Annotated in this window: 16 protein-coding genes, 1 pseudogene and 1 riboswitch; of the genes and pseudogenes, 5 read left to right on the top strand and 12 right to left on the bottom strand. The window is 68.9% G+C overall.

Translation table 11 applies throughout. The features are described from left to right. The first annotated feature begins 55 nt into the window (after positions 1–55). A pseudogene (locus QGN31_RS10545) lies at positions 56–927 on the top strand (class I SAM-dependent methyltransferase). On the opposite strand, the gene QGN31_RS10540 reads toward QGN31_RS10545, so the two are convergent. Further along, entirely contained in the window at positions 906–1,295 is a 390-nt protein-coding gene (locus QGN31_RS10540) for a helix-turn-helix domain-containing protein (RefSeq protein WP_020822850.1), read from the bottom strand. The pseudogene QGN31_RS10545 and the gene QGN31_RS10540 sit on opposite strands and share 22 nt — an antisense overlap. 60 nt (positions 1,296–1,355) lie before the next feature. Between QGN31_RS10540 and QGN31_RS10535 the strand changes: the two genes are divergently transcribed. Further along, entirely contained in the window at positions 1,356–1,817 is a 462-nt protein-coding gene (locus QGN31_RS10535) for a PPOX class F420-dependent oxidoreductase (RefSeq protein WP_008257855.1), read from the top strand. A 69-nt stretch (positions 1,818–1,886) separates the two neighbouring features. On the opposite strand, the gene dnaE is transcribed toward QGN31_RS10535, so the two are convergent. The 4 genes from dnaE to QGN31_RS10515 all read right to left on the bottom strand — a co-directional run bounded on the left by dnaE (position 1,887) and on the right by QGN31_RS10515 (position 8,123). Beyond that, the gene (gene dnaE / locus QGN31_RS10530; RefSeq protein ID WP_008257857.1) at positions 1,887–5,420 is read right to left on the bottom strand and encodes a DNA polymerase III subunit alpha; all 3,534 of its coding nucleotides are present in this window, start codon (positions 5,418–5,420) and stop codon (positions 1,887–1,889) included. A gap of 121 nt (positions 5,421–5,541) precedes the next feature. Continuing rightward, complete coding sequence (locus tag QGN31_RS10525) at positions 5,542–5,973, bottom strand: type II toxin-antitoxin system Rv0910 family toxin (RefSeq protein WP_201406956.1); 432 nt, start codon at positions 5,971–5,973, stop codon at positions 5,542–5,544. A gap of 302 nt (positions 5,974–6,275) precedes the next feature. Then, positions 6,276–7,079 (bottom strand): SDR family NAD(P)-dependent oxidoreductase, encoded by an 804-nt coding sequence (locus tag QGN31_RS10520; RefSeq protein WP_008257860.1) that lies wholly within the window; start codon positions 7,077–7,079, stop codon positions 6,276–6,278. Positions 7,080–7,082: 3 nt separating this feature from the next. After that, on the bottom strand, positions 7,083–8,123 hold the full coding sequence (locus QGN31_RS10515) for an SDR family NAD(P)-dependent oxidoreductase (protein ID WP_008257863.1): 1,041 nt from the start codon (positions 8,121–8,123) through the stop codon (positions 7,083–7,085). A 221-nt stretch (positions 8,124–8,344) separates the two neighbouring features. Between QGN31_RS10515 and QGN31_RS10510 the strand changes: the two genes are divergently transcribed. Together QGN31_RS10510 and QGN31_RS10505 are read left to right on the top strand one after the other, a co-directional pair. Continuing rightward, positions 8,345–8,752, top strand: coding sequence for a group I truncated hemoglobin (locus tag QGN31_RS10510; protein WP_009955507.1), 408 nt, complete (start codon positions 8,345–8,347; stop codon positions 8,750–8,752). A gap of 42 nt (positions 8,753–8,794) precedes the next feature. Beyond that, the gene (locus tag QGN31_RS10505; RefSeq protein ID WP_008257865.1) at positions 8,795–9,553 is read left to right on the top strand and encodes a class I SAM-dependent methyltransferase; all 759 of its coding nucleotides are present in this window, start codon (positions 8,795–8,797) and stop codon (positions 9,551–9,553) included. 44 nt (positions 9,554–9,597) lie between these two features. On the opposite strand, the gene QGN31_RS10500 is transcribed toward QGN31_RS10505, so the two are convergent. Together QGN31_RS10500 and lspA are read right to left on the bottom strand one after the other, a co-directional pair. Further along, a complete protein-coding gene (locus tag QGN31_RS10500; protein WP_008257866.1) occupies positions 9,598–10,524 on the bottom strand; it encodes an RluA family pseudouridine synthase in 927 nt (308 codons plus the stop codon). After that, positions 10,517–11,119, bottom strand: coding sequence for a signal peptidase II (gene lspA, locus QGN31_RS10495; RefSeq protein ID WP_080749728.1), 603 nt, complete (start codon positions 11,117–11,119; stop codon positions 10,517–10,519). Before lspA ends, QGN31_RS10500 begins: the two co-directional genes overlap by 8 nt. A 70-nt stretch (positions 11,120–11,189) precedes the next feature. On the opposite strand from lspA, the gene QGN31_RS10490 reads away from it, so the two are divergent. Next, the gene (locus QGN31_RS10490; RefSeq protein WP_201406953.1) at positions 11,190–12,116 is read left to right on the top strand and encodes an asparaginase; all 927 of its coding nucleotides are present in this window, start codon (positions 11,190–11,192) and stop codon (positions 12,114–12,116) included. Here QGN31_RS10490 and QGN31_RS10485 read toward each other — a convergent pair. The 5 genes from QGN31_RS10485 to QGN31_RS10465 form a co-directional block, all read right to left on the bottom strand. Beyond that, the gene (locus QGN31_RS10485; RefSeq protein WP_038536610.1) at positions 12,081–13,481 is read right to left on the bottom strand and encodes a DNA polymerase IV; all 1,401 of its coding nucleotides are present in this window, start codon (positions 13,479–13,481) and stop codon (positions 12,081–12,083) included. The two genes, QGN31_RS10490 and QGN31_RS10485, sit on opposite strands and share 36 nt — an antisense overlap. Positions 13,482–13,674: 193 nt before the next feature. Continuing rightward, positions 13,675–16,788 (bottom strand): isoleucine--tRNA ligase, encoded by a 3,114-nt coding sequence (gene ileS, locus QGN31_RS10480; RefSeq protein WP_038536613.1) that lies wholly within the window; start codon positions 16,786–16,788, stop codon positions 13,675–13,677. Between the two features lie 206 nt (positions 16,789–16,994). After that, the gene (locus QGN31_RS10475) at positions 16,995–17,240 is read right to left on the bottom strand and encodes an Rv1535 family protein (protein WP_008257871.1); all 246 of its coding nucleotides are present in this window, start codon (positions 17,238–17,240) and stop codon (positions 16,995–16,997) included. 286 nt (positions 17,241–17,526) lie between these two features. Beyond that, positions 17,527–17,710: riboswitch (M-box (ykoK) riboswitch) on the bottom strand. Positions 17,711–17,792: 82 nt separating this feature from the next. Next, positions 17,793–18,917 (bottom strand): NAD(P)H-dependent flavin oxidoreductase, encoded by a 1,125-nt coding sequence (locus QGN31_RS10470; protein ID WP_008257872.1) that lies wholly within the window; start codon positions 18,915–18,917, stop codon positions 17,793–17,795. A 69-nt stretch (positions 18,918–18,986) separates the two neighbouring features. After that, positions 18,987–19,562 (bottom strand): carboxymuconolactone decarboxylase family protein, encoded by a 576-nt coding sequence (locus tag QGN31_RS10465; protein WP_014711947.1) that lies wholly within the window; start codon positions 19,560–19,562, stop codon positions 18,987–18,989. Positions 19,563–19,640: the final 78 nt, after the last annotated feature.

Below are 19,640 nucleotides of genomic sequence, written 5' to 3'. Positions count from 1 at the left end.
CGAATTCTTCGGTGCGGCAACGACGCCGCTCGGGTCACCGAGTACGTTGGCGATTATGCGGTCCGAACCGGGTTTTGACGTACACGATCTTTCCCCACTTGAGCAGACCGCGTTGCTGACCCAATACGCGCGAGCGCTCGACAGCCGTTGGCCACGGCCCATCCTGGGCGACACGCTCGCCGACGAGACCGTCCGAAAAATCGACTACGACTTCGGCGCGCTCGGCATCCCCAGGAGCGTGGTGTGCCAGTCGGCCCTGCGCGCCAAGATGCTCGATGACCGGGTCCGGGGTTTCACCGCCGTCCACCCCGATGCGGTCGTGGTGGACCTCGGCGCCGGTTTGGACACGGGCCTGTTTCGAGTCGCCCCGCCCGCCACGGTGGACTGGTACAGCGTCGACCTGCCGGGTGTCATCGCGTTGCGCGACCAGCTGCTGCCGACGAGCCGGCAAGCCCACTCGGTCGTCGCATCGGTGGCCGACGAGAGCTGGCCCAGACCATCCCCAGCGATCGGCCGACCATGGTGATCGCGGACGGGCTGTTCGCGTTTTTGTCCGAGGCGGTGATCGTCGGCGTCTTCCGTCGCATCACCGAGCACTTCAAATCCGGGGAGCTGGCCTTCAACGACTACGGGCACATCGGTTGGTTCAGCCGGCTTGCGGTCAGGCTGGCCCGACAGCAGATGTTCAGCCAGGTTGGTGCGCAGTGGGGCTATTCGGGCTTCAAAGACGCGCGGGTGCCGCAGACGTGGAATCCGCGGTTGAGGTTGGTCGAAGAATCCAGCCTGGCGCACGCTCCTGAGGTCGAGTTGTTTCCGGGCTGGATTCGGTTGGCTACCAAGATGTCCGGAAAGTTCAAGGCGTCTGCCCGTAAAGCGCGGATACTCCGTTACCGGTTCGAGCCGGCTCAGACCGGCGGTGCGGTGTGAATGCCGCACGTACAGGCGTCAATTGACGGACACGTGCAGCGCATCCCCCACTCGATGACCGCGCGGGCGCGGGCCAGCGATTCCAGCTGGGCGTCGATCTCGGCGAGTTTCGCCTCGGCGAGGGCGCGGCTGGCCGGCCGTCCTGGCGCGTCGTCGGCGAACAGCAGCTGGATCTCGTCGAGCGAGAACCCCGCGGACTTGCACAGCGCGATCACCTCGAGCCGGGACAGAATCGAGTCGTCGTAGCGACGCTGGCCGCCTCGCCGCGTCGGCTCGGGCACCAGGCCGATCTGCTCGTAGTAGCGCAGCGTCGTCGCGGCGACCCCGGTTTGGCGGGATATCTCCCCGATGGTGCGGCCACCGGCCATGGCGCCTCCCGACGATTCGATGCTTGACTTAGAGCCAACTCTAAGTCCTTGACTGTGGTTATGGCTATCCCCTCACGCCCCTCACGAGCGGAACTGGACGGATCCCGCTACGCCCTGCTCCGCTCCTTTCGCCGCGACGGCACCGCCGTCGACACCCCGATCTGGTTCGCGTTCGACGGCGACGGATTGGTGTTCCGAACGAAGGTGGGCCCTAAGACCCGGCGGCTGGCCGCGCGCGGCGACGTCGAACTGGTGGCCTGCGATTACCGGGGCCGGGTGCGTCCGGGTGATCGGGCGCCGTGGGTGCCCGGCCGCGCCACGGTCCTGTCTGGCGCCGACGCCGAGCGGGCGAACCGCGTGCTGCACCGCCGTTATGGCTGGCAGTGGAACATCGTGCCGCTGCTCAAGGTGCCGGGCGTGACCAACGTGCACCGGGATCTGTGTCTGCGTGAGAAGGTGCGGCGCGCCCGTGACCGCGGGGTGTGGCCGGACAGCGTCATCGTGCGGGTGCAGCTCGCCTGAGCGTTTGCGAGCGTGCGCCCAGCTTCACACTCGTCGGCGAGTGCGCGGCCCGCTGCACACTCGGCGCCGCTAGCCGCCCAGGCAGCCCGGGCCCAGCAGCTCCTTGAGGTCACCCATCAACGCCGGCGACGGCGTCACCCGAAGCGAGGCATCGAGTTCCAGGGTTGTGATCCGGTCCCCACTGATCAGCCGCAGATGCACCTGCGAGGTCCCCGGGTGCCGGGCCAGCACCTGCTTGAGCGCGCTGACCTTGTCGATGGTGCACTGCCGCGTCGGCAGGCTGACGGCGATCGGCCGGTTCACCTGGGCGCTGGAAAAGTCCGGTACCACAAGTTCGTTGGCGATCAGGCTGATCCGGTCGTCGCGGATGGCCACCTTGGCGTTGATCAGCACGACGGTGTCATCGGCGATGTCGGCGCCATAGGTGGAATACGCGTGCGGGAAGAACATCACCTCGATGCCACCGGTGAGGTCCTCCAATTGCGCTGACGCCCAAGGCATCCCGTTCTTGTTGACGCGCCGGTTGACCGACGCGAGGATGCCGCCGACGCGCACCTGGGTCTCGTTGGGCACGTCGCCGTCGAGGATGGCCGGGATCTGGGTGTCCACCTGCGCGGCGAGCAGGTGCGCCACCCCGTTGAGCGGATGCCCGGACACGTAGAGGCCCAGCATCTCCCGCTCCAGCGCGAGCTTGTGCTTGTCCTCCCACTCGTCGTCGGGCACCTTGATGGTGAACACCGCTTCGGTGCACCCGTCGTCGCCGCCGAACAGGTCGAACTGGCCGATCGCCTCGGCCTTCTTGGTGCCCAGCACCGAATCGACCGCGTCGGTGTGCACCAGGAACAAGCCCTTGCGGGCGTGACCGAGCGAGTCGAACGCGCCGGCCTTGATCAGCGACTCGGTGACCTTCTTGTTGCAGGCGGCGATGTCGATCTTGTTCAGGTAGTCCGAGAAGTCGGTGAACTTGCCCTTGCCGTTGCGGGTGCTGATCAGCGAACCCACCACGTTGGCGCCGACGTTGCGCACCGCACCCAGCCCGAAACGGATGTCCGTTCCGACCGAGGCGAAGTTCACCAGCGATTCGTTGACGTCGGGCGGCAACACAGTGATGCCCAGCTTGCGGCAGTCGGCCAGGTAGACGGCGGCCTTGTCCTTGTCGTCACCCACCGAGGTCAGCAGCCCGGCCATGTACTCGGCCGGATAGTTGGCCTTCAGGTAGGCGGTCCAGTACGAGACCAGGCCATAGCCGGCCGCGTGTGATTTGTTGAACGCGTACCCGGCGAACGGAAGGATGGTGTCCCACAACGCCTTCACCGCTTTTTCGGAGAAGCCGTTGGCGGTCATGCCCTCGTAGAAGCCCTTGTACTCGGCCTCGAGCACCTCGAGCTTTTTCTTGCCCATGGCCTTGCGCAGCGCATCGGCCTTGCCCATCGTGTAGGAGGCGACCTTCTGGGCGATGAACATGATCTGCTCTTGGTAGACGATCAAACCGTAAGTCTCGGAGAGGATTTCGCGCAGCGGCTCCTCTAGCTCCGGGTGAATCGGCTTGATCGGCTGGCGGCCGTTCTTGCGGTCGGCGTAGTCGTTGTGGGCGTTCATGCCCATCGGGCCGGGGCGGTACAGCGCCAGCACCGCGACGATGTCGTTGAACTCGGTGGGCTGCATGCGGCGCAGCAGGTCGCGCATCGGCCCGCCGTCGAGCTGGAACACGCCCAGGGTGTCGCCGCGGCCCAGCAGCTCGTAGGTGGGTCCGTCGTCCAGCGGGACGGATTCCAGGTCGAGGTCAATTCCCCTGTTGGCCTTGATGTTATCCAGGGCGTCGCCGATGATCGTCAGGTTGCGCAGGCCCAGGAAGTCCATCTTCAGCAGGCCGATGGCCTCACACGACGGGTAGTCCCAGCCGGTGATGATGGCGCCGTCCTGCGGCCGCTTCCACAGCGGAATGGCCTCGGTCAGCGGCTCGCTGCTCATGATCACCGCGCACGCGTGCACCCCGGCGTTGCGGATCAGGCCTTCCAGGCCGCGCGCGGTCTGGTAGATGGTGCGGACGTCGGGGTCGGTTTCGATCAGGCCGCGGACCTCGGCGGCCTCCTTGTACCGCTCGTGGGCGGGATCGGTGATCCCCGACAGCGGGATGTCCTTGGCCATGATCGGCGGCGGCAGCGCCTTGGTGATCCGGTCGGCGATGGCGAAGCCGGGCTGGCCGTAGTGGATGCGTGCCGAGTCCTTCAGGGCCGCTTTGGTTTTGATGGTGCCGAAGGTGATGACCTGGGCGACGCGGTCGGAGCCCCACTTGTCGGCGGCGTAGCGCACCATTTCGCCCCGACGGCGGTCGTCGAAGTCGATGTCGATGTCGGGCGCGGACGGGCGTTCCGGGTTGAGGAACCGCTCGAACAGCAGGCCGTGCGGAATGGGATCGATGTTGGTGATGCCCAGCGCGTAGGCCACCAGCGAGCCCGCCGCCGAACCGCGCCCCGGCCCCACCCGGATGTCGACCGACCGGGCGTAGTTGATCAGGTCGGCGACGATCAAAAAGTACGACGGGAAACCCTTGTCGCAGATGACCTTGATCTCGTACTCGGCCCGGTCGATGTAGTCCTGGCCGACGCCGGACGGGAAGCGGCGCGCCAGCCCCGCCATCACCTCGTGGTGTAGCCAGCTCGCCTGGTCGTGCCCCTCGGGCACCGGGAAGATCGGCATCCGGTCGCGCGGCGCCCAGACCTCGTCGTAGGGCTGCACCCGCTCGGCGATCAACAGGGTGGAGTCGCAGGCGCCGGGGACCTCGTCGTCCCAGATGCGGCGCATCTCGGCGGCCGACTTCAGGTAGTAGCCGTCGCCGTCGAACTTGAACCGGTTGGGGTCCGAGAGCGTCTTGCCGGTCTGCACGCACAACAGCGCCTCGTGGTTGTGGGCGGCGTCGCGGGTGACGTAGTGGCAGTCGTTGGTGGCCAGCGGCGGAATGCCCAGCTTGCGGCCGATCTCGAGCAGCCCGTCGCGGACCCGCTGCTCGATGGACAGCCCGTGGTCCATCAGCTCGAGGAAGTAGTTGTCGGCGCCGAAGATCTCGCGCCACTTGGCCGCCGACTCCAGCGCCTCGCGGTCGTGACCCAGGCGCAGCCGGGTCTGCACCTCCCCCGAGGGGCAGCCCGTGGTGGCGATGATGCCCTCGGCGTGTTCGGCGATGATCTCGGCGTCCATCCGCGACCACTTGCCGAGCTGGCCCTCGAACGACGCCAACGAGGACAGCTTGAACAGGTTGCGCAGGCCGGTGGGCGTCTCGGCCACCATCGTCATGTGCGTGTAGGAGCCGCTGCCCGAGACGTCGTCGGACTTCTGGCCGGGGTCACCCCACAGGATCCGCCGGGTGTCGAACCGCGACGCGGGCGCGATGTAGGCCTCGACGCCGATGATCGGCTTGATCCCGGCCTTGGTCGCCGCGTTGTAGAACTCGCTGGCGCCGAACATGTTTCCGTGGTCGGTCATCCCGACCGCGGGCATTTGCAGCCGGTCCACCTCGGCGAGCATCGGCGCGATCTTCGCGGCCCCGTCCAACATCGAGTACTCGGTGTGGTTATGCAGGTGCACGAAGGACGAGTGGTTCATAGGGACGCCAGTCTATGACCGCGGACCGACACGAGTTGGGCGTGTCGCCGCGTGTGTCACGGATGATTTCGGAGGTGACCCGCCGCGCCCGGCTTCGCCGCGCTTGCGATCGCCACAGGGTTTATCCGTACAACTCGACGAAGTTTTTCAACGACTTCTGCACGTCGCCTTTGACGGCGCGGGCCGCCGCCGCGCCCACCGGACCGAACAGCGGGCGCCCGCCCAGTTCCAGGCGCAGGCCGAGCGTCGAGCCCTCGCCGGTGGACCGCACGGTGAGTGAAACGGCGTATTTGGTGCCGCCCTTGCCCGAGCCCGCCATCGCGACCTCGTGCGGCGGGTCCCACTTGGTCACCGTCCAGGTCACCCGGTTGCGGAAGCCCTTGGCGCGGGCCACGCCGACGACCTGGCTGCCTTCGCCGAGCTCGCCGGGCAGCTCGCTGCGCCAGCCCTCGTGCATGACCAGCCAGTCGCCCAGGTCCGACAGATCGGAGACCCGGTCCCACATCTGCTGGGGGCTCATCGGTACGTCGGCGGTCATCTCCACGGCGGCCACCGACTGAGCTTAGCCCGGCGTCACATCCGTCACTCGGGTCGCGCCTCACATCCGTCACTCGGGTCGCGCCGGGGAGGGATATGGCCTTGTGCCCACCTCCGCGCGACAACGGGAGGCGACGCGGGGCGACAACGAGAGGCGACGCGCGGGCAACTACGAGAGGCGACGCGCGGGCAACAACAGGAGGCGACGCGCGCCATCACATTTGTCGCTCGGAGGTGGGCAATTCGTCATTCTCCCGACAGAGGGACGGGTGTGGCGCGTGAGACGAAACACAGCGTGTCGAGCACGCGCCATATACCTCAGTGTTTGGGCCCGCCGCGAAATCGGTTGCCGATCCGGATGCCCGGCAGCAGCAGGCTGCGCGGCGCAAACCGCCCGCCCGTGCTGACCACCTTGGGCACCACGCCGGGCACCACCGTGCGGCGGCCGGACAGCATGCCGCCGATCGCCGCCTCGGCCACGTCGCGCGGCGAAACCTGAGCGAGCGGAATGCTGAACCGCTCGGCGTTGGCGATCTCCGCCCACTCGGTCGGCACCGGCCCCGGGCACAGGCAGGTCACCGACACCCCGGTGTCGTGCAGCTCCTCGTGCACGGCTTCGGAGAACGTCTGCACGAACGCCTTGGTGGCCGAATAGACGGCCATGTACGGAACCGGCTGAAAGCCGGCGATCGAGGCGATGTTCATCACCGCGCCGGCGCCGCGCTCGACCATCCCGGGCAAGGCCGCGTGGGTGAGTTCCATCAGCGCCAGCGCGTTGAGGGTGACCTCCTCGCTCTCGCGTTCCACCGGCAATTCGTGGAAGACGCCGCTGGTGCCGAAGCCGGCGCTGTTGCACAGCCCGGCGATCGGCTCCGCGCGCAGCCGGCTCGCCAGCTTGGCGCGCTCCTGCTCGTCGCTGAGGTCCAGCGGGAGCACCTCGACCGCCACCGAGTACTCCTGGCCGACCTCGTTGGCCAGCTCGTCGAGGCGCTCGCGGCGCCGCGCCACCAGCAGCAGCGGGAAGCCGCGGCGGGCCAGGCCGCGAGCCAGTTCGGCGCCGATGCCCGAGGAGGCCCCGGTGATGACGACGGTGGTCTGGATGTCAGGTTTCGGAAGGCTCATGTCTCACCAATGTATCCCGCGGGTCGCCCGCACAAACGTTTCGCTTCGTCTATCGAATTCCGTTGTGTCGCTTGTCGATTGATCACCCTTCGCGGCGCTGGAGTCACCGAACATGGTGAACGCCCGGTTGCGCACCCGGTCCATCACCGCCGGGTTGACCGCATCGGCGACGGCGGCGAACTGCCCGAACGGCGAGCTGGCCCGGCGCGGCCGGTGCACGATCGCGTCCGCGATCACCCCGGCCGCCTGCTCGGGCGTCAGCGCCGGGAACTTGTCGTACAGCGTGGTCGGGCTGATCATCGGCGTGCGCACCAAAGCCATGTGCACGGTGGTGAACTTGACGCCGTCGTTGACGGTCTCGGCCTGCAGCGAGTCGCACAGGCTGTCCAGCGCGGCCTTGCTGGCGATGTAGGCCCCGAAGCGGGGCGCCCGCGTCTGCACACCCACCGAGGAGACGTTGACGATGTGCCCATACCCCCGCTCGCGCATCCCGGGGATGAACTTGAGAATCAGCTGGACCGCGCCCAGGTAGTTCAGCTGCATGGTCCGCTGATAGTCGTGGATGCGGTCGTAGGACAGCTCCAGCGATCGGCGAATCGACCGCCCGGCATTGTTGATCAGGACATCGACGCCGCCGAGCTCGTCGAGCACCTGATCGGCCATGGCCGCGATGGCGTCCATGTCGGACAGGTCGCAGGGGTAGACGTGGGCGGCCCCGCCGGCACCGCTGATTTCGTCCGCGACCTTCTCGAGGTTTTCCCGGGTGCGGGCGACCAGCGCCACGGTCCCCCCGGCCTCGGCGATCTTCTTCGCGGCGGCCTCGCCGATGCCCGACGATCCCCCGGTGATCAGGATGGTCTTGTCGCGGACGGCTTCCTCGAGCGTGCGGCCCTGCACCGCGTCGAGCAGATTCCTCAGATAGAACGGCCGATACCGGCCCGCCGAGTTCGGGGTGTTGACGAGGTGAGACACCGTCGCCAGCGGCTTTTCCACCAAGCTCCCCAGCGAGCTCTCCACCAAGTTCGTCAAGTCGCCAAGGTTCATCGGCGTTCGCTCCTGGACAGTGATGTGACGCGGGTCATACCGCCAACCTAGGTCATCAGGCCCCCGCCCCGATGCGGATTGCACTCATGTGGCCCGCCACGCCCTCTCACGGTCCACCCATCACGATCGCCACCGATAGGCAATCCGCTTGTTACACACAGCAATCCGGACGTGATCGCGCACTAACCGACGGGCAACGCCCGGATGTTCCAATCGGCCTTATGAAAATTCTGGCGCGCTTCCGCAAGCCTGAACCGGGCACCATCTACGACCGGATCGGCGGGCACGAGGCGATCGAGGTCGCCGTCGACGACTTCTACGTCCGAGTGCTTGCGGACGACGAACTCGCCGGCTTCTTCGCCGGCACGAACATGAACCGCCTCAAGGGCAAACAGGTCGAGTTCTTCGCCGCGGCGCTGGGCGGCCCGGAGCCTTACACCGGCGCACCGATGAAGCAGGTGCATCAGGGCCGCGGAATCACCATGCACCACTTCGGTTTGGTGGCCGCGCATCTTGCCGATGCGCTGGCAGCCGCCGGGGTGCCGCCCGAGACGGTGACCGAGATCCTCGGTGCGATCGCGCCGTTGGCGCCCGAGATCGCGACGGGCGACGCCAAGGCGACGGTCTGAGCGCGCGTGCTATCCGTCTCGAACGGTGCCTAGCATGCTGACATGCGGCGCACATTTGACGACCTGATCGCGGAGGCGGAGGCCGCCCCGGTCGACGGCTGGGATTTCTCGTGGCTGGACGGCCGGGCGACCGAGGAACGCCCGTCGTGGGGCTACCAGCGCCTGCTGCGGCAACGGTTGGCGAGCGTGTCGGCCGCGCTGGACATTCACACCGGAGGCGGCGAGGTGCTCGCCGGCGCCGCCCCCTTCCCGCCCACCATGGCGGCCATCGAGACGTGGCCTCCCAACGCCGCCCTGGCCACGCAACGCCTGCATCCGCTGGGCGCGGTGGTCGTCGCGACGCGGGACGAGCCGCCACTGCCGTTCGCCGATGACGCGTTCGACCTGGTGACCACGCGCCATCCGATCTCCGTCTGGTGGACCGAGATCTTTCGGGTGCTCCGCCCCGGCGGCAGCTACTTCGCGCAGCACATCGGCCCCGCCACGATGGCCGAGTTGGTCGAGTACTTCATCGGGCCCCAACCGGAGAAAGGGACCGAGTTTCACCCCGACGCCGTGCGCGCGCAGGCCGAGGCGGCCGGGCTGCAGATCGTCGATCTGCGCATGGAGCGGATGCGCGCGGAGTTCTTCGACATCGGCGCCATCGTCTACTTCCTACGCAAGGTGATCTGGTCGGTGCCCGACTTCACCGTCCAGCGCTACCGCGACCGGCTGGCCGAACTGCACGAGCGCATCGAGTCCGAGGGGCCGTTCGTCACCGACTCCGTGCGGCTGCTCGTCGAGGCCCGTAAGCCCAGCTGAGCGATCGCAAGCGCGGCGAAGCCGGGCGCGACCATCAGACTGAGTCAGCCCTCGTCGCGCAGCACGTCCAGCGCGTGCTGCAGGTCGGGCGGATAGGGGCTGACGATCTCCATCCGCCGGCCGTCGGCCGGGTGGGCGAACGACAGCGAGCGGGCGTGCAGCCATTGACGTTCCAGCCCAAGCCTTTTCGCGAGCTTTGGGTCGGCGCCGTAGACCAGGTCTCCGCAGCACGGGTGGTGCAACGCGGAGAAATGCACCCGGATCTGGTGGGTGCGCCCGGTTTCCAGGTGCACGTCGAGCAGGCTGGCGGCGACGAAGGCCTCCACGGTGTCGTAGTGGGTGAGGCTGTGCCGGCCGTCCTTGGTGATCGCGAACTTCCACTCGCCGCCGCGGTGGCGCCCGATCGGCGCGTCGATGGTGCCGCTGGACGGATCCGGGTGTCCCTGCACCAGCGCGTGATAGCGCTTGTCGACGGTGCGTTGCTTGAACGCCCGCTTGAGCAACGTGTAGGCGCGCTCGGAGAGCGCCACCACCATCACCCCGGAGGTGCCGACGTCGAGGCGATGCACGATGCCCTGCCGCTCGGGCACGCCGGAGGTGGTGATCCGGTAACCGGCGGCCGCCAGGCCGCCGAGCACCGTCGGCCCGCTCCAGCCCACCGACGCGTGCGCGGCCACCGCGGCCGGTTTGTCGACCGCGACGATGTCGTCGTCGGAATACAGGATCGTCATGCCCTCGATGTCGACCGGCGTGTTCTGCAACGGCGCCGGCGGCTCGGGCAGGCGCACCTGCAGCCACGCCCCGCCGGTCAGACGATCGGACTTGCCGGCCTGCACCCCGTCCAGCTCGACGCCGCCGTCTTCGGCCAGCGCCGCCGCCGCGCTGCGCGACAGCCCCAGCAGGCGGGCCAGCCCGGCGTCGACGCGCATGCCCGCCAGTCCCTCGGGGACCGGCATCGAGCGGTCACTCACCCGCGCTGTCCCCGGTGTCGTCGTCCTTGCGACGCCGACCGGCCGAGTCGAAGTCGAAGCCGAAGATCGACAGCACCACCAGCAGGATGGCTCCACCGACCACCGAGGGGTCGGCGACGTTGAACACCGGCCACCAACCGACGGAGAGGAAGTCGACGACGTGGCCGCGCAGCGGTCCGGGGGCCCGGAAGAAGCGGTCGACCAGGTTGCCCATGGCGCCGCCGAGGATCAACCCCAGACCGACCGCCCACCAGGGGGATACCAGCCGCCGGCCCATCCAGAAGATGCCGACCACCACGCCGGTCGCGATCAAGGTCAGCATCCACGTGTATCCGGTGGCCATCGAGAACGCGGCACCCGAATTGCGCACCAGGGTCCAGGTGATCGTGTCGCCGATGATCGGCACCGGCTGGCCGGGCGGTAACAGCTTGACGGCGAGCACCTTGGTGACGATGTCGAGGGCCAGGACGATGGCCGCGACCGACAGCAGCAGGCGCAGTCGGCGCGGGGGCCGCTGCGGGTCGGTCGCCGCGGCGTCCTCGGGCTTGTCGGCCGAGGTCACCGGCTCAGTCGATCCGCTTGGTTCTTCAGGCACTCTCCCATCATCCCCTACCGCCCCGCGCGGGCGAGCGACGTCCGCGACGGCGATGCGCAATGATTCGAACATGGCCCGCCTCACCGTGATCGCCACCGGGGGCACGATATCGACCGCCACCGGCGCCGACGGGGTGCATCGGCCGGCCTACGGCGCGGCGGAGCTGACGTCCGGTCTCGACGTCGACGTCGTGGACCTGCTGGCGGTCGACAGCTCGGAGCTGACGCTGGCCGATTGGGACCGGATCCGCGACGCGGTGACGGCCGCGCTCGACGCCGGCGCCGACGGGGTGGTCGTCCTGCATGGCACCGACACCATGGAGGAAAGCGCCCTGTGGCTCGACCTGACCTACGGCGGTGACGCGCCGGTCGTGTTGACCGGCGCCATGCGCAGCGCCGACGCGCCCGACGCGGACGGTCCGGCGAACGTGCGCGACGCCCTGGCCGTGGCGGCCAGCCCCGCCGCCCGCGGCCTGGGCGTGGTGATGTGTTTCGCGGGCCGGGTGCTGCAGCCGCTGGGCATGTACAAGGTGGCCACCGAGGACCTGAGCGGCTTCACCGGCCGGCTGCTGGGCACCGTCGCCGGCGAGGTGGCGTTGACCGGGTCGAAGACGAGGCCGTACGTGGGCGAGGTGCGCGCGCGCTCGGCGCCGCGGGTGGACATCGTCGCGGCCTACCTGGGCAGTGACGCGGTCGCGCTCGACGCCTGCGTGGCTGCCGGGGCGCGCGGCGTGGTGCTCGAGGCGCTGGGCTCGGGGAACGCCGGTCCCGCGGTGGTCGACGCGGTGCGCCGGCACTGCGGCGACGGGGTCGTCGTCGCGGTGTCCACCCGGGTCCCCGGCGGGCGGGTCGGCGCGAGCTACGGCCCCGGCCATGACATGGCGGCGGCCGGGGCGATCATGGTGCCCGGGCTGCGCCCGGCCCAGGCGCGCGTTTTGCTGATCGCCGCGCTGGCCGCCGGGTTACCGGTCGCCGACGTCATCGGCCGGTGGGGCTGACGCGGCGTCGGTCTGCAGATCGCCCACATAGTCCGGCCAGTCCAGCGAATCGACCGGGTTGGCGCGGGCGAGCTCTCCGCCGTCGGCGGGAAACGTGCGGGCCGGGCCCGGCCCGGAGGTGCGGGTTTCGAACCGCGCGGTCACCACGCCGTGGCCCGCGCCCTGCACCCAGCCGTGCCCGAGCTCGCGGTGCACGACGTCATCGCCCACCCGCCACCCAGCCTCTTCCGGCCCCTTGGTGAACATCACCTCGGTCGCGGTTTCGACCGACGGCGAATCCGGTTGCGGCTGCGGCAATTCCAAATCGGGGAACAGCGACTCCTGGCGCACGTCGCTCAACCCCGAAAACCCCACGCCGAGAAGGCGAATGGGCCCGATCTCGCGCGGATCGAGCAACAGGCGGCGGGCCACGCCGACCAGCGCGGCGACCTCGGTGGTGGCATAGGGCAGCGTCGCGGACCGGGTCAGCGTGCTCATGTCGGACTTCTTCAGCTTGACCGTGACCGTGCGCGCGCCGCGGCCATCGCGCAGCAGCCGGTGATGGGCGTGCTCGGCGATCGGTTCGATCGCCTCCCGCAGCTGCTCGAGGCTGGTCAGGTCGACGGCGAAGGTCGACTCGGAGCTGATCTGTTTGGCCTCGGCGCGCTCGGCGACGGGGCGGTCGTCGACGCCGCGGGCCAGCCGGTGCAGCGCCGGCCCGATCGTCGCGCCCAGGATGTTGGCCGCCTCGGCGTCGCTCAGCGCGGCCAGCTCGCCGACGGTCTCGATGCCGAGGCGATGCAGCTTCTCCTCGGCGACCGGACCGATCCCCCACAGGCGGCGCACCGGCAACCCGCCGAGCAGCGACCGTTCTTCGTCGCGGCGGACGACGCGGATCCCGTCGGGCTTGGCCAGACCGGAGGCGATCTTGGCGATCTGTTTGCCCGAGCCCGCGCCGACCGAGGCGATCAGCCCGGTCTGGTCGCGGACCCGTCGGCGCAGGTCCTCGCAGAAGGTTTCGACGTCGGCGGCGGACGCGCCGGCCAGCTGCGCGGGTTCGCCGAATCCCTCGTCGAAGGAGAGCTGCTCGACGACGGGGACGACGGCGCGGATGGTGTCGAACACCCGTCGGCTGGCCACCCCGTACACCACGCCGCGCGGCGGCAACACCACCGCGCTCACGCCGACCAGCCGGCGGGCCTGATGCATGGGCATGGCCGACCGGGCGCCGAACACCCGGGCCTCGTAGCTGGCGCCGGCCACCACTCCGCGCCCACCCAAACCGCCGACCAGCACCGGCCGACCGCGCAGGGTCGGCCGGGTGAGCTGCTCGACGGAAGCGAAGAACGCGTCCATGTCCAGGTGCAGCACCCAACGCGACTCCACAGATTGATGCTAGGGGCCTCCGGACGCGCGCCCGGCTCGCTTGGCCGCCGAAAGCCGCGTCCGACCATATGGTGTTGTGCCCGCCTCACAGCGACAGTTGGTCACGCCGACACGCTGCGGTGGCGATTGTCGCTCGGAGGTGGGCACAAAACGTGTCGTCTCGCGGAGAGACGAAAGTGGCGGATGTGACGGCTCAGGCCTTGGCGATGCTCACCCGCACGCCGTCGCCGATGTCCGCGCCGTCGGCCGGGTCGCCGAATTCGAAGCTGGTGGCCAGGATTTCGCCGGCGATGAGGTCGCGGTGCGCCCGCGCCCAGTCGGCGCGCTCGGTGGGCACCGACATCACCACGCTGATGCGATCGGACACGTCCAGCCCGCTCGACTTGCGCAGCTCCTGCAGTTCGCGGATGCGGTCCTTGGCCCAGCCCTCGGCTTCGAGTTCTGGTGTGACGGTGCCGTCCAGCACCACCAGGCCCGCGCCGCCGGGCAGGGCCGCGGTGAATTCCGGGTCGGCGGCCACCAGCCGCGAGCTGTACTCACCGGGCTGCAGCACCGCGGGCCCGGCGGTCAGGGTGCCGTCGTCGTTGACGACGCCCTCCCCCGCCTTGACCGCCTTGATCGCCGCCTGGACGTCCTTGCCCAGCCGCGGGCCGGCCACCCGCGCGTTGACGGTGAGCTCGAAGGAGCCGTAGGTGTCGATCGCGTCGGTCAGCTCGACGGTCTTGACGTTGAGCTCGTCGGCGATCAGGTCGACGAACGGCTCCAGGAGGTGCGGGTTCTCCACGGCCACAGTGAGTTTCGGCAACGGCAACCGCACCCGCAGCTTTTTGGCCTTGCGCAGCGACGAGGCGGCCGAGCACACCTCGCGAACCTGATCCATCGCGGCGACCAGCTCGGGGTCGGCGGGCACGTCACCGGGTGCCGGCCAATCGGTCAGGTGCACCGAGCGCTGAGAAGTCAGGCCGCGCCAGACGACCTCGGTCACCGACGGAAGCAGCGGCGCGGCCAGCCGCGCGGTCACCTCGAGCACGGTGTGCAGGGTGTCGATGGCGTCGACGTCCTCGGCCCAGAACCGCGAACGCGACCGTCGCACATACCAGTTCGTCAACGCCTCGGTGAACAGGCGCAGCTGCTCGCAGGCCCGCGAGATGTCACAGCTGTCCATCTCGCGGGTCAGGTCGTCGCGCAGTTGGGCGAGCTTGGCCAGGATGTAGCGATCCAGCACCTGAGCCGAATCGGTGCGCCAGCTACCGACTTTCGGCGCGTAGAGGGCCAGGAAGCTGTAGGCGTTCCAGAACGGCAGCAGCACCTGGCGCACGCCCTCGCGGATGCCCTGCTCGGTGACGATGAGGTTGCCGCCGCGCAGGATCGGCGAGGCCATCAGGAACCACCGCATGGCGTCGGAGCCGTCGCGGTCGAACACCTCGGACACGTCGGGATAGTTGCGCAGCGACTTGCTCATCTTCTGGCCGTCGGAGCCCAGCACGATGCCATGGGCCACACAGGTTTTGAAGGAGGGCCGGTCGAACAGCGCGGTGGCCAGCACGTGCAGCGTGTAGAACCAGCCGCGGGTCTGGCCGATGTACTCGACGATGAAGTCGCCCGGGTAGTGCGTGTCGAACCAGTCGGAGTTCTCGAACGGGTAGTGCACCTGGGCATAGGGCATCGACCCGGAGTCGAACCACACGTCGAGCACGTCCGGGATGCGCCGCATCACCGAACGCCCGGTCGGATCGTCGGGATTGGGCCGGGTCAGCTCGTCGATGAAGGGACGGTGCAGGTTGGTCGGCCGCACCCCGAAATCGCGCTCCAGCTCGTCGAGGCTGCCGTACACGTCGATGCGCGGGTAGTCCGGATCGTCGGACTTCCACACCGGAATCGGGGTGCCCCAGTAGCGGTTTCGCGAGATCGACCAATCGCGGGCCCCCTGCAACCACTTGCCGAACTGGCCGTCCTTGACGTGTTCGGGGTACCAGGTGATCTGCTGGTTGAGCTCCACCATGCGGTCCCGGAATTCGGTGACCGCGACGAACCACGACGAGACCGCCCGGTAGATCAGCGGATTGCGGCACCGCCAGCAGTGCGGGTAGGGGTGCTCGTAGGTTTCGTGGCGCACCAGCACCGCCCCGTTGGCCGCGGCGGGGCCGGTGCCGTTCTTCAGGTCGCGGATGATGTGCGGGTTGGCGTCAAAGACGTGCTGCCCCTGGTAATCCGGGACGCTGGCGTCGAATCGGCCCTTGGAGTCGACCGGCGTGACCGGCGCGATGCCGGCCGCCTCGCCGACCGCCATGTCGTCCTCGCCGTAGGCCGGCGCCATGTGCACGATGCCGGTGCCGTCCTCGGTGGTGACGAACTCGCCCGGCAGGACCCGAAACGCGTTGGGGGTGTCCACGAAATACGGGAACGGCGGCAGGTATCGGGTGCCGAGCAGGTCCGCGCCCCGGTAGGTGCCCAGCACCTCGGGCTCTTCGCCCAGCTCGCGGGCGTAGGCGGCCAGCCGCGCCTCCGCCAGCACGAAACGACGCTCGCCCACCCGCACCTGCACGTAGGTCACGTCGGGGTTGACGGCGACGGCGAGGTTGGACGGCAGCGTCCAGGGCGTCGTCGTCCACACCAGCAGATGCGCGCCATCAAGCGAACCGCCCACCACCCGGAATCCGACGGTGAGCGCGGGGTCCTGTCGGCTCTGGTAGACGTCGTCGTCCATCCGCAATTCGTGGTTGGACAGCGGGGTTTCGTCGCGCCAGCAATAGGGCAACACCCGGTGGCCCTCATACGCCAGGCCCTTGTCCCACAGCTGTTTGAACGCCCAGATCACCGACTCCATGTACGGCAGGTCCAGCGTCTTGTAGTCGTTGTCGAAATCGACCCAGCGCGCCTGGCGGGTGACGTAGGCCTGCCACTCGTCGGTGTAGCGCAGCACCGAGGCGCGGCAGGCGTCGTTGAAGGCGGCGATGCCCATGTCGTCGATCTGGGACTTGTCGGTGATGCCCAACTGGCGCTCGACCTCGAGTTCGGCCGGCAGCCCGTGGGTGTCCCAGCCGAATCTGCGCTCCACCTTGTAGCCGCGCATGGTGCGGTAGCGCGGGACGATGTCCTTGACGTAGCCGGTGAGCAGGTGCCCGTAGTGCGGCAGGCCGTTGGCGAACGGCGGCCCGTCGTAGAACACGTACTCCGGCGAGCCGTCGCGGCGGGCGATGCTGGCGCGGAAGGTGTCGTCTCGGGCCCAGTAGTCCAGCACCTCGACCTCGAGGGCCGGGAAGTCGGGCGCCCCGCCCGCCGGCTTCGGGTATGTGTGCTCGGTCAAACGTCGTCTCCTGTGCCAGTCTCCAGGCCTGGGGACGACGACGCGCCGGCTGCGCGAGCGCCGCGGTACCACCCCGCTTGCCGCGCTCACGCGCGACCGCTCATCGAAGGCTGTGACGGGCCTACCCGTTCGGTTCTACTGAGCCGGAACGGCTGTTCTTCCGAAAGCTCCCCGGTGATGGCCGGATCGACGCCAATGGAACGATTCTACTGGCCCCGAACCTCGAGCACACCCACCCGCCACAGCGCCGCGTACACGTGGCGCAGCGGAATGCTGAGCAACCGGCAGGCCCCGTGGATCAGCGGGTCGCCGCCCGGGCCGAAGAGCGGGAAGTCGCTGCGGCGCGGCTCTTCCACGGGCTCGGGGACGTGGATTTCGGGGACGTCGCGTACCACCCTCAGGGTGCGGGCGGGCGCGACGGTGACGACGTCGTCGTAGAGAGCTGCGGTCATGATCGACTCCTAGAGGAGAATTCCAACGGGGACCAAAAAGGACTGACGTGTCCCGTCCCGGGTGGGTCCGATCTCAGAACGCTTGGCGGATAAGCACTTAGCGTGTGCGACGCCTCAGCCGAGGAGGTCGCGCCGGAGAACGGATCGGGACGAAACAGGGTTCGGACTTCGATCCGGACTATCGCAAGAACTCATGTGTCCCTCACCTCCTCGCGGTCGCGACGCATGCGGGGTCGCATGCGATCTAGGCGCAGCAAAAGGAGCAGAATCCGACGACCGCCGGAGATCCGCACCCCTCTCGTCAGAGCTTCGGCACCACACGACGTGTCCTGGCCTGGAAAAAATCCAAACCGGAAGCCACCTGGGCTCAACCCTTAAGCCGGGAGGAGCTGTCCTGACCCGGGGCGTCTTTCGACGTTCGGGGTCAGTGGCCTGTATTCGTGTAGACGCCTCACCTAACGAGGTGCTTACCCGACCGATAATGCACGAGCGGTCTGACGCGGTCAAATCCCTGGACAGCGTGTCCGCGATTCGTTACCGACCGGACCGCGATCACTTCTCGACCAGGCCGTCGAGCCGGCCGATCGTGTCGATGAATTCCTCGACCATGTCCAGCACCACCGAGCGCGTCGGCCGGACCCGATCGAGCGAGCCCACCACCTGCCCGACGAAGTAAGTCGCCAGCTCACGCGCCCTGGCACCGTCGTGGGCGGCGGCGGAATTGATGCGCAGCTGCGGCTCGGTGATCAGCGCGGTCTGCAACGGCATGCCCAGCGGGTCGGGGTTCTCCGGCCGGTCCCACTCCTCGGTCCACGCGGTGCGCAGCATGCGCGCCGGCTTGCCGGTCATCGAGCGCGACCGCACCGTGTCCGACGACGTGGCGGCCAGGAACTTCTCCTTGACCACGGGCACCGTCTCGGCTTCCTCGGTGGTCAGCCACACCGACCCGCACCACACGCCCTCGGCGCCCAGCGCCAGCGCCGCCGCGATCTGGCGGCCGCGGGCGATCCCCCCGGCGGCGAGCACCGGCACCGGGGCCACGGCGTCGACGACCTCGGGCACCAGCACCATCGTCGCCACCTCGCCGGTGTGGCCGCCCGCCTCGGTGCCCTGCGCGACGATCAGGTCGACGCCGGCGGCGGCGTGCCGCTGGGCGTGGCGGGTGGTGCCGGCCAGCGCGGCCACCAGCACGCCGGCGTCGTGGGCGCGTTCGACGAGGTCCGCCGGGGGTGGGCCGAGCGCGCTGGCGATCAGCCGGATGTCGTGGTCGAAGGCCACGTCGAGCAGCGGCTGGTAGCTCTTGGGCGAGATGTTCAAACCGCCCACGGACGGGCGGGCGTCCCCGGCGGGCGCCGTCACGCCGTAGCGGGCCAGCAGGTCGTCGACGAACGCGCGATGCTCCTCGGGCAGCAGGGTCCGGGCCTGGTTGGTGTCGATCCCGCCCTGCTCGGCGCCGACGTATTTGGGCGGCAGCAGCAGGTCGACCCCGTAGGGCTTGCCGCCGGTCTGCTGCTCGATCCAGGTCAGCTCGCTGCGCAGTCGCGCCGGGCTGTGCGCGGTGGCGCCCAGGATGCCGAATCCGCCCGCGTTGGTCACCGCGGCCACCACGTCGCGGCAATGGCTGAAGGCGCAGATCGGGAATTCGACACCGAGCATCTCGGCGACCCTGGTTCTCATTGCCCGACGCTAAGAGTTCCCGCTTGATAAGTCAATCGCTTACGGCCCTGTGCAATTCGCGCCGCCGGCTCAACCCTTGGGCCCGGGCGGCCGGCCGTCCGGAGGCCAGCTCGATACGCCCTCCTCCAGCGGCACCTCGAGGCTCTGCAGGATGGAGGAGACCATGCGCCACGCGCCGATGACCGTAACCAGCTCGACGAGAACCGTTGTGTCGCCGTCGAATTCGCGCTCGCAGGCCGCCCAGCTCGCGGCGCTGACCGCGCCGTCGCGCACCACGTCGTCGGTCGCCGCCAGCACGGCCCGCTCGGCGGGCCCAAACCCGGCGTAGTTCCGCCAATCTCGCACGCCGAGCAGGTCGTCACCCGGGACGCCGAGCCGGGACGCGACGCGCCAATGCTGCGTCCACTCGTAGTCGCAGGCGGTCAGCCAGCCGATCCGCATGATCGCCAACTCGCGCAACCGCGCGTCGAGGGCGCCGTGCCAGAGCATGGTGGCGAGCAGGTCGTTGATGGCGCGCGCCAGCGGCGGATGGTTGAGCAGCACTTGGAAGATGCTCAGTTCGGCCATGTAGTTGGGGACGGCCGCTTCGTCGGCGGCGGCTTTGGCTTCGTCCAGTGGCAGTTTGGGCAGGCGCGCTGTTGTCATCGGATGAGCACTCCTCTCCGGCGGCGGGACCGTCGCGTTCTACGGGTCATGGTAGTCAGCGGGAGGCGCGGCGACGAC

This window comes from Mycobacterium sp. 2-64 (genome assembly GCF_035918375.1).
In the GTDB taxonomy this organism is placed as follows: Bacteria; Actinomycetota; Actinomycetes; order Mycobacteriales; family Mycobacteriaceae; genus Mycobacterium; species Mycobacterium intracellulare.
This window is presented reverse-complemented; position numbering and strand designations above follow the sequence as displayed.

What these genes read in the sequence shown, in the direction of transcription:
- QGN31_RS10490 (WP_201406953.1), top strand. Translation starts at nt 11,190, where the DNA reads ATGGCCCGCCTCACCGTGATCGCCACCGGGGGCACGATATCGACCGCC.
- QGN31_RS10540 (WP_020822850.1), bottom strand. Translation starts at nt 1,295, where the DNA reads ATGGCCGGTGGCCGCACCATCGGGGAGATATCCCGCCAAACCGGGGTC.
- QGN31_RS10535 (WP_008257855.1), top strand. Translation starts at nt 1,356, where the DNA reads ATGGCTATCCCCTCACGCCCCTCACGAGCGGAACTGGACGGATCCCGC.
- QGN31_RS10470 (WP_008257872.1), bottom strand. Translation starts at nt 18,917, where the DNA reads ATGAGAACCAGGGTCGCCGAGATGCTCGGTGTCGAATTCCCGATCTGC.
- QGN31_RS10515 (WP_008257863.1), bottom strand. Translation starts at nt 8,123, where the DNA reads ATGAACCTTGGCGACTTGACGAACTTGGTGGAGAGCTCGCTGGGGAGC.
- QGN31_RS10510 (WP_009955507.1), top strand. Translation starts at nt 8,345, where the DNA reads ATGAAAATTCTGGCGCGCTTCCGCAAGCCTGAACCGGGCACCATCTAC.
- dnaE (WP_008257857.1), bottom strand. Translation starts at nt 5,420, where the DNA reads ATGAACCACTCGTCCTTCGTGCACCTGCATAACCACACCGAGTACTCG.
- QGN31_RS10520 (WP_008257860.1), bottom strand. Translation starts at nt 7,079, where the DNA reads ATGAGCCTTCCGAAACCTGACATCCAGACCACCGTCGTCATCACCGGG.
- QGN31_RS10465 (WP_014711947.1), bottom strand. Translation starts at nt 19,562, where the DNA reads ATGACAACAGCGCGCCTGCCCAAACTGCCACTGGACGAAGCCAAAGCC.
- QGN31_RS10475 (WP_008257871.1), bottom strand. Translation starts at nt 17,240, where the DNA reads ATGACCGCAGCTCTCTACGACGACGTCGTCACCGTCGCGCCCGCCCGC.
- QGN31_RS10505 (WP_008257865.1), top strand. Translation starts at nt 8,795, where the DNA reads ATGCGGCGCACATTTGACGACCTGATCGCGGAGGCGGAGGCCGCCCCG.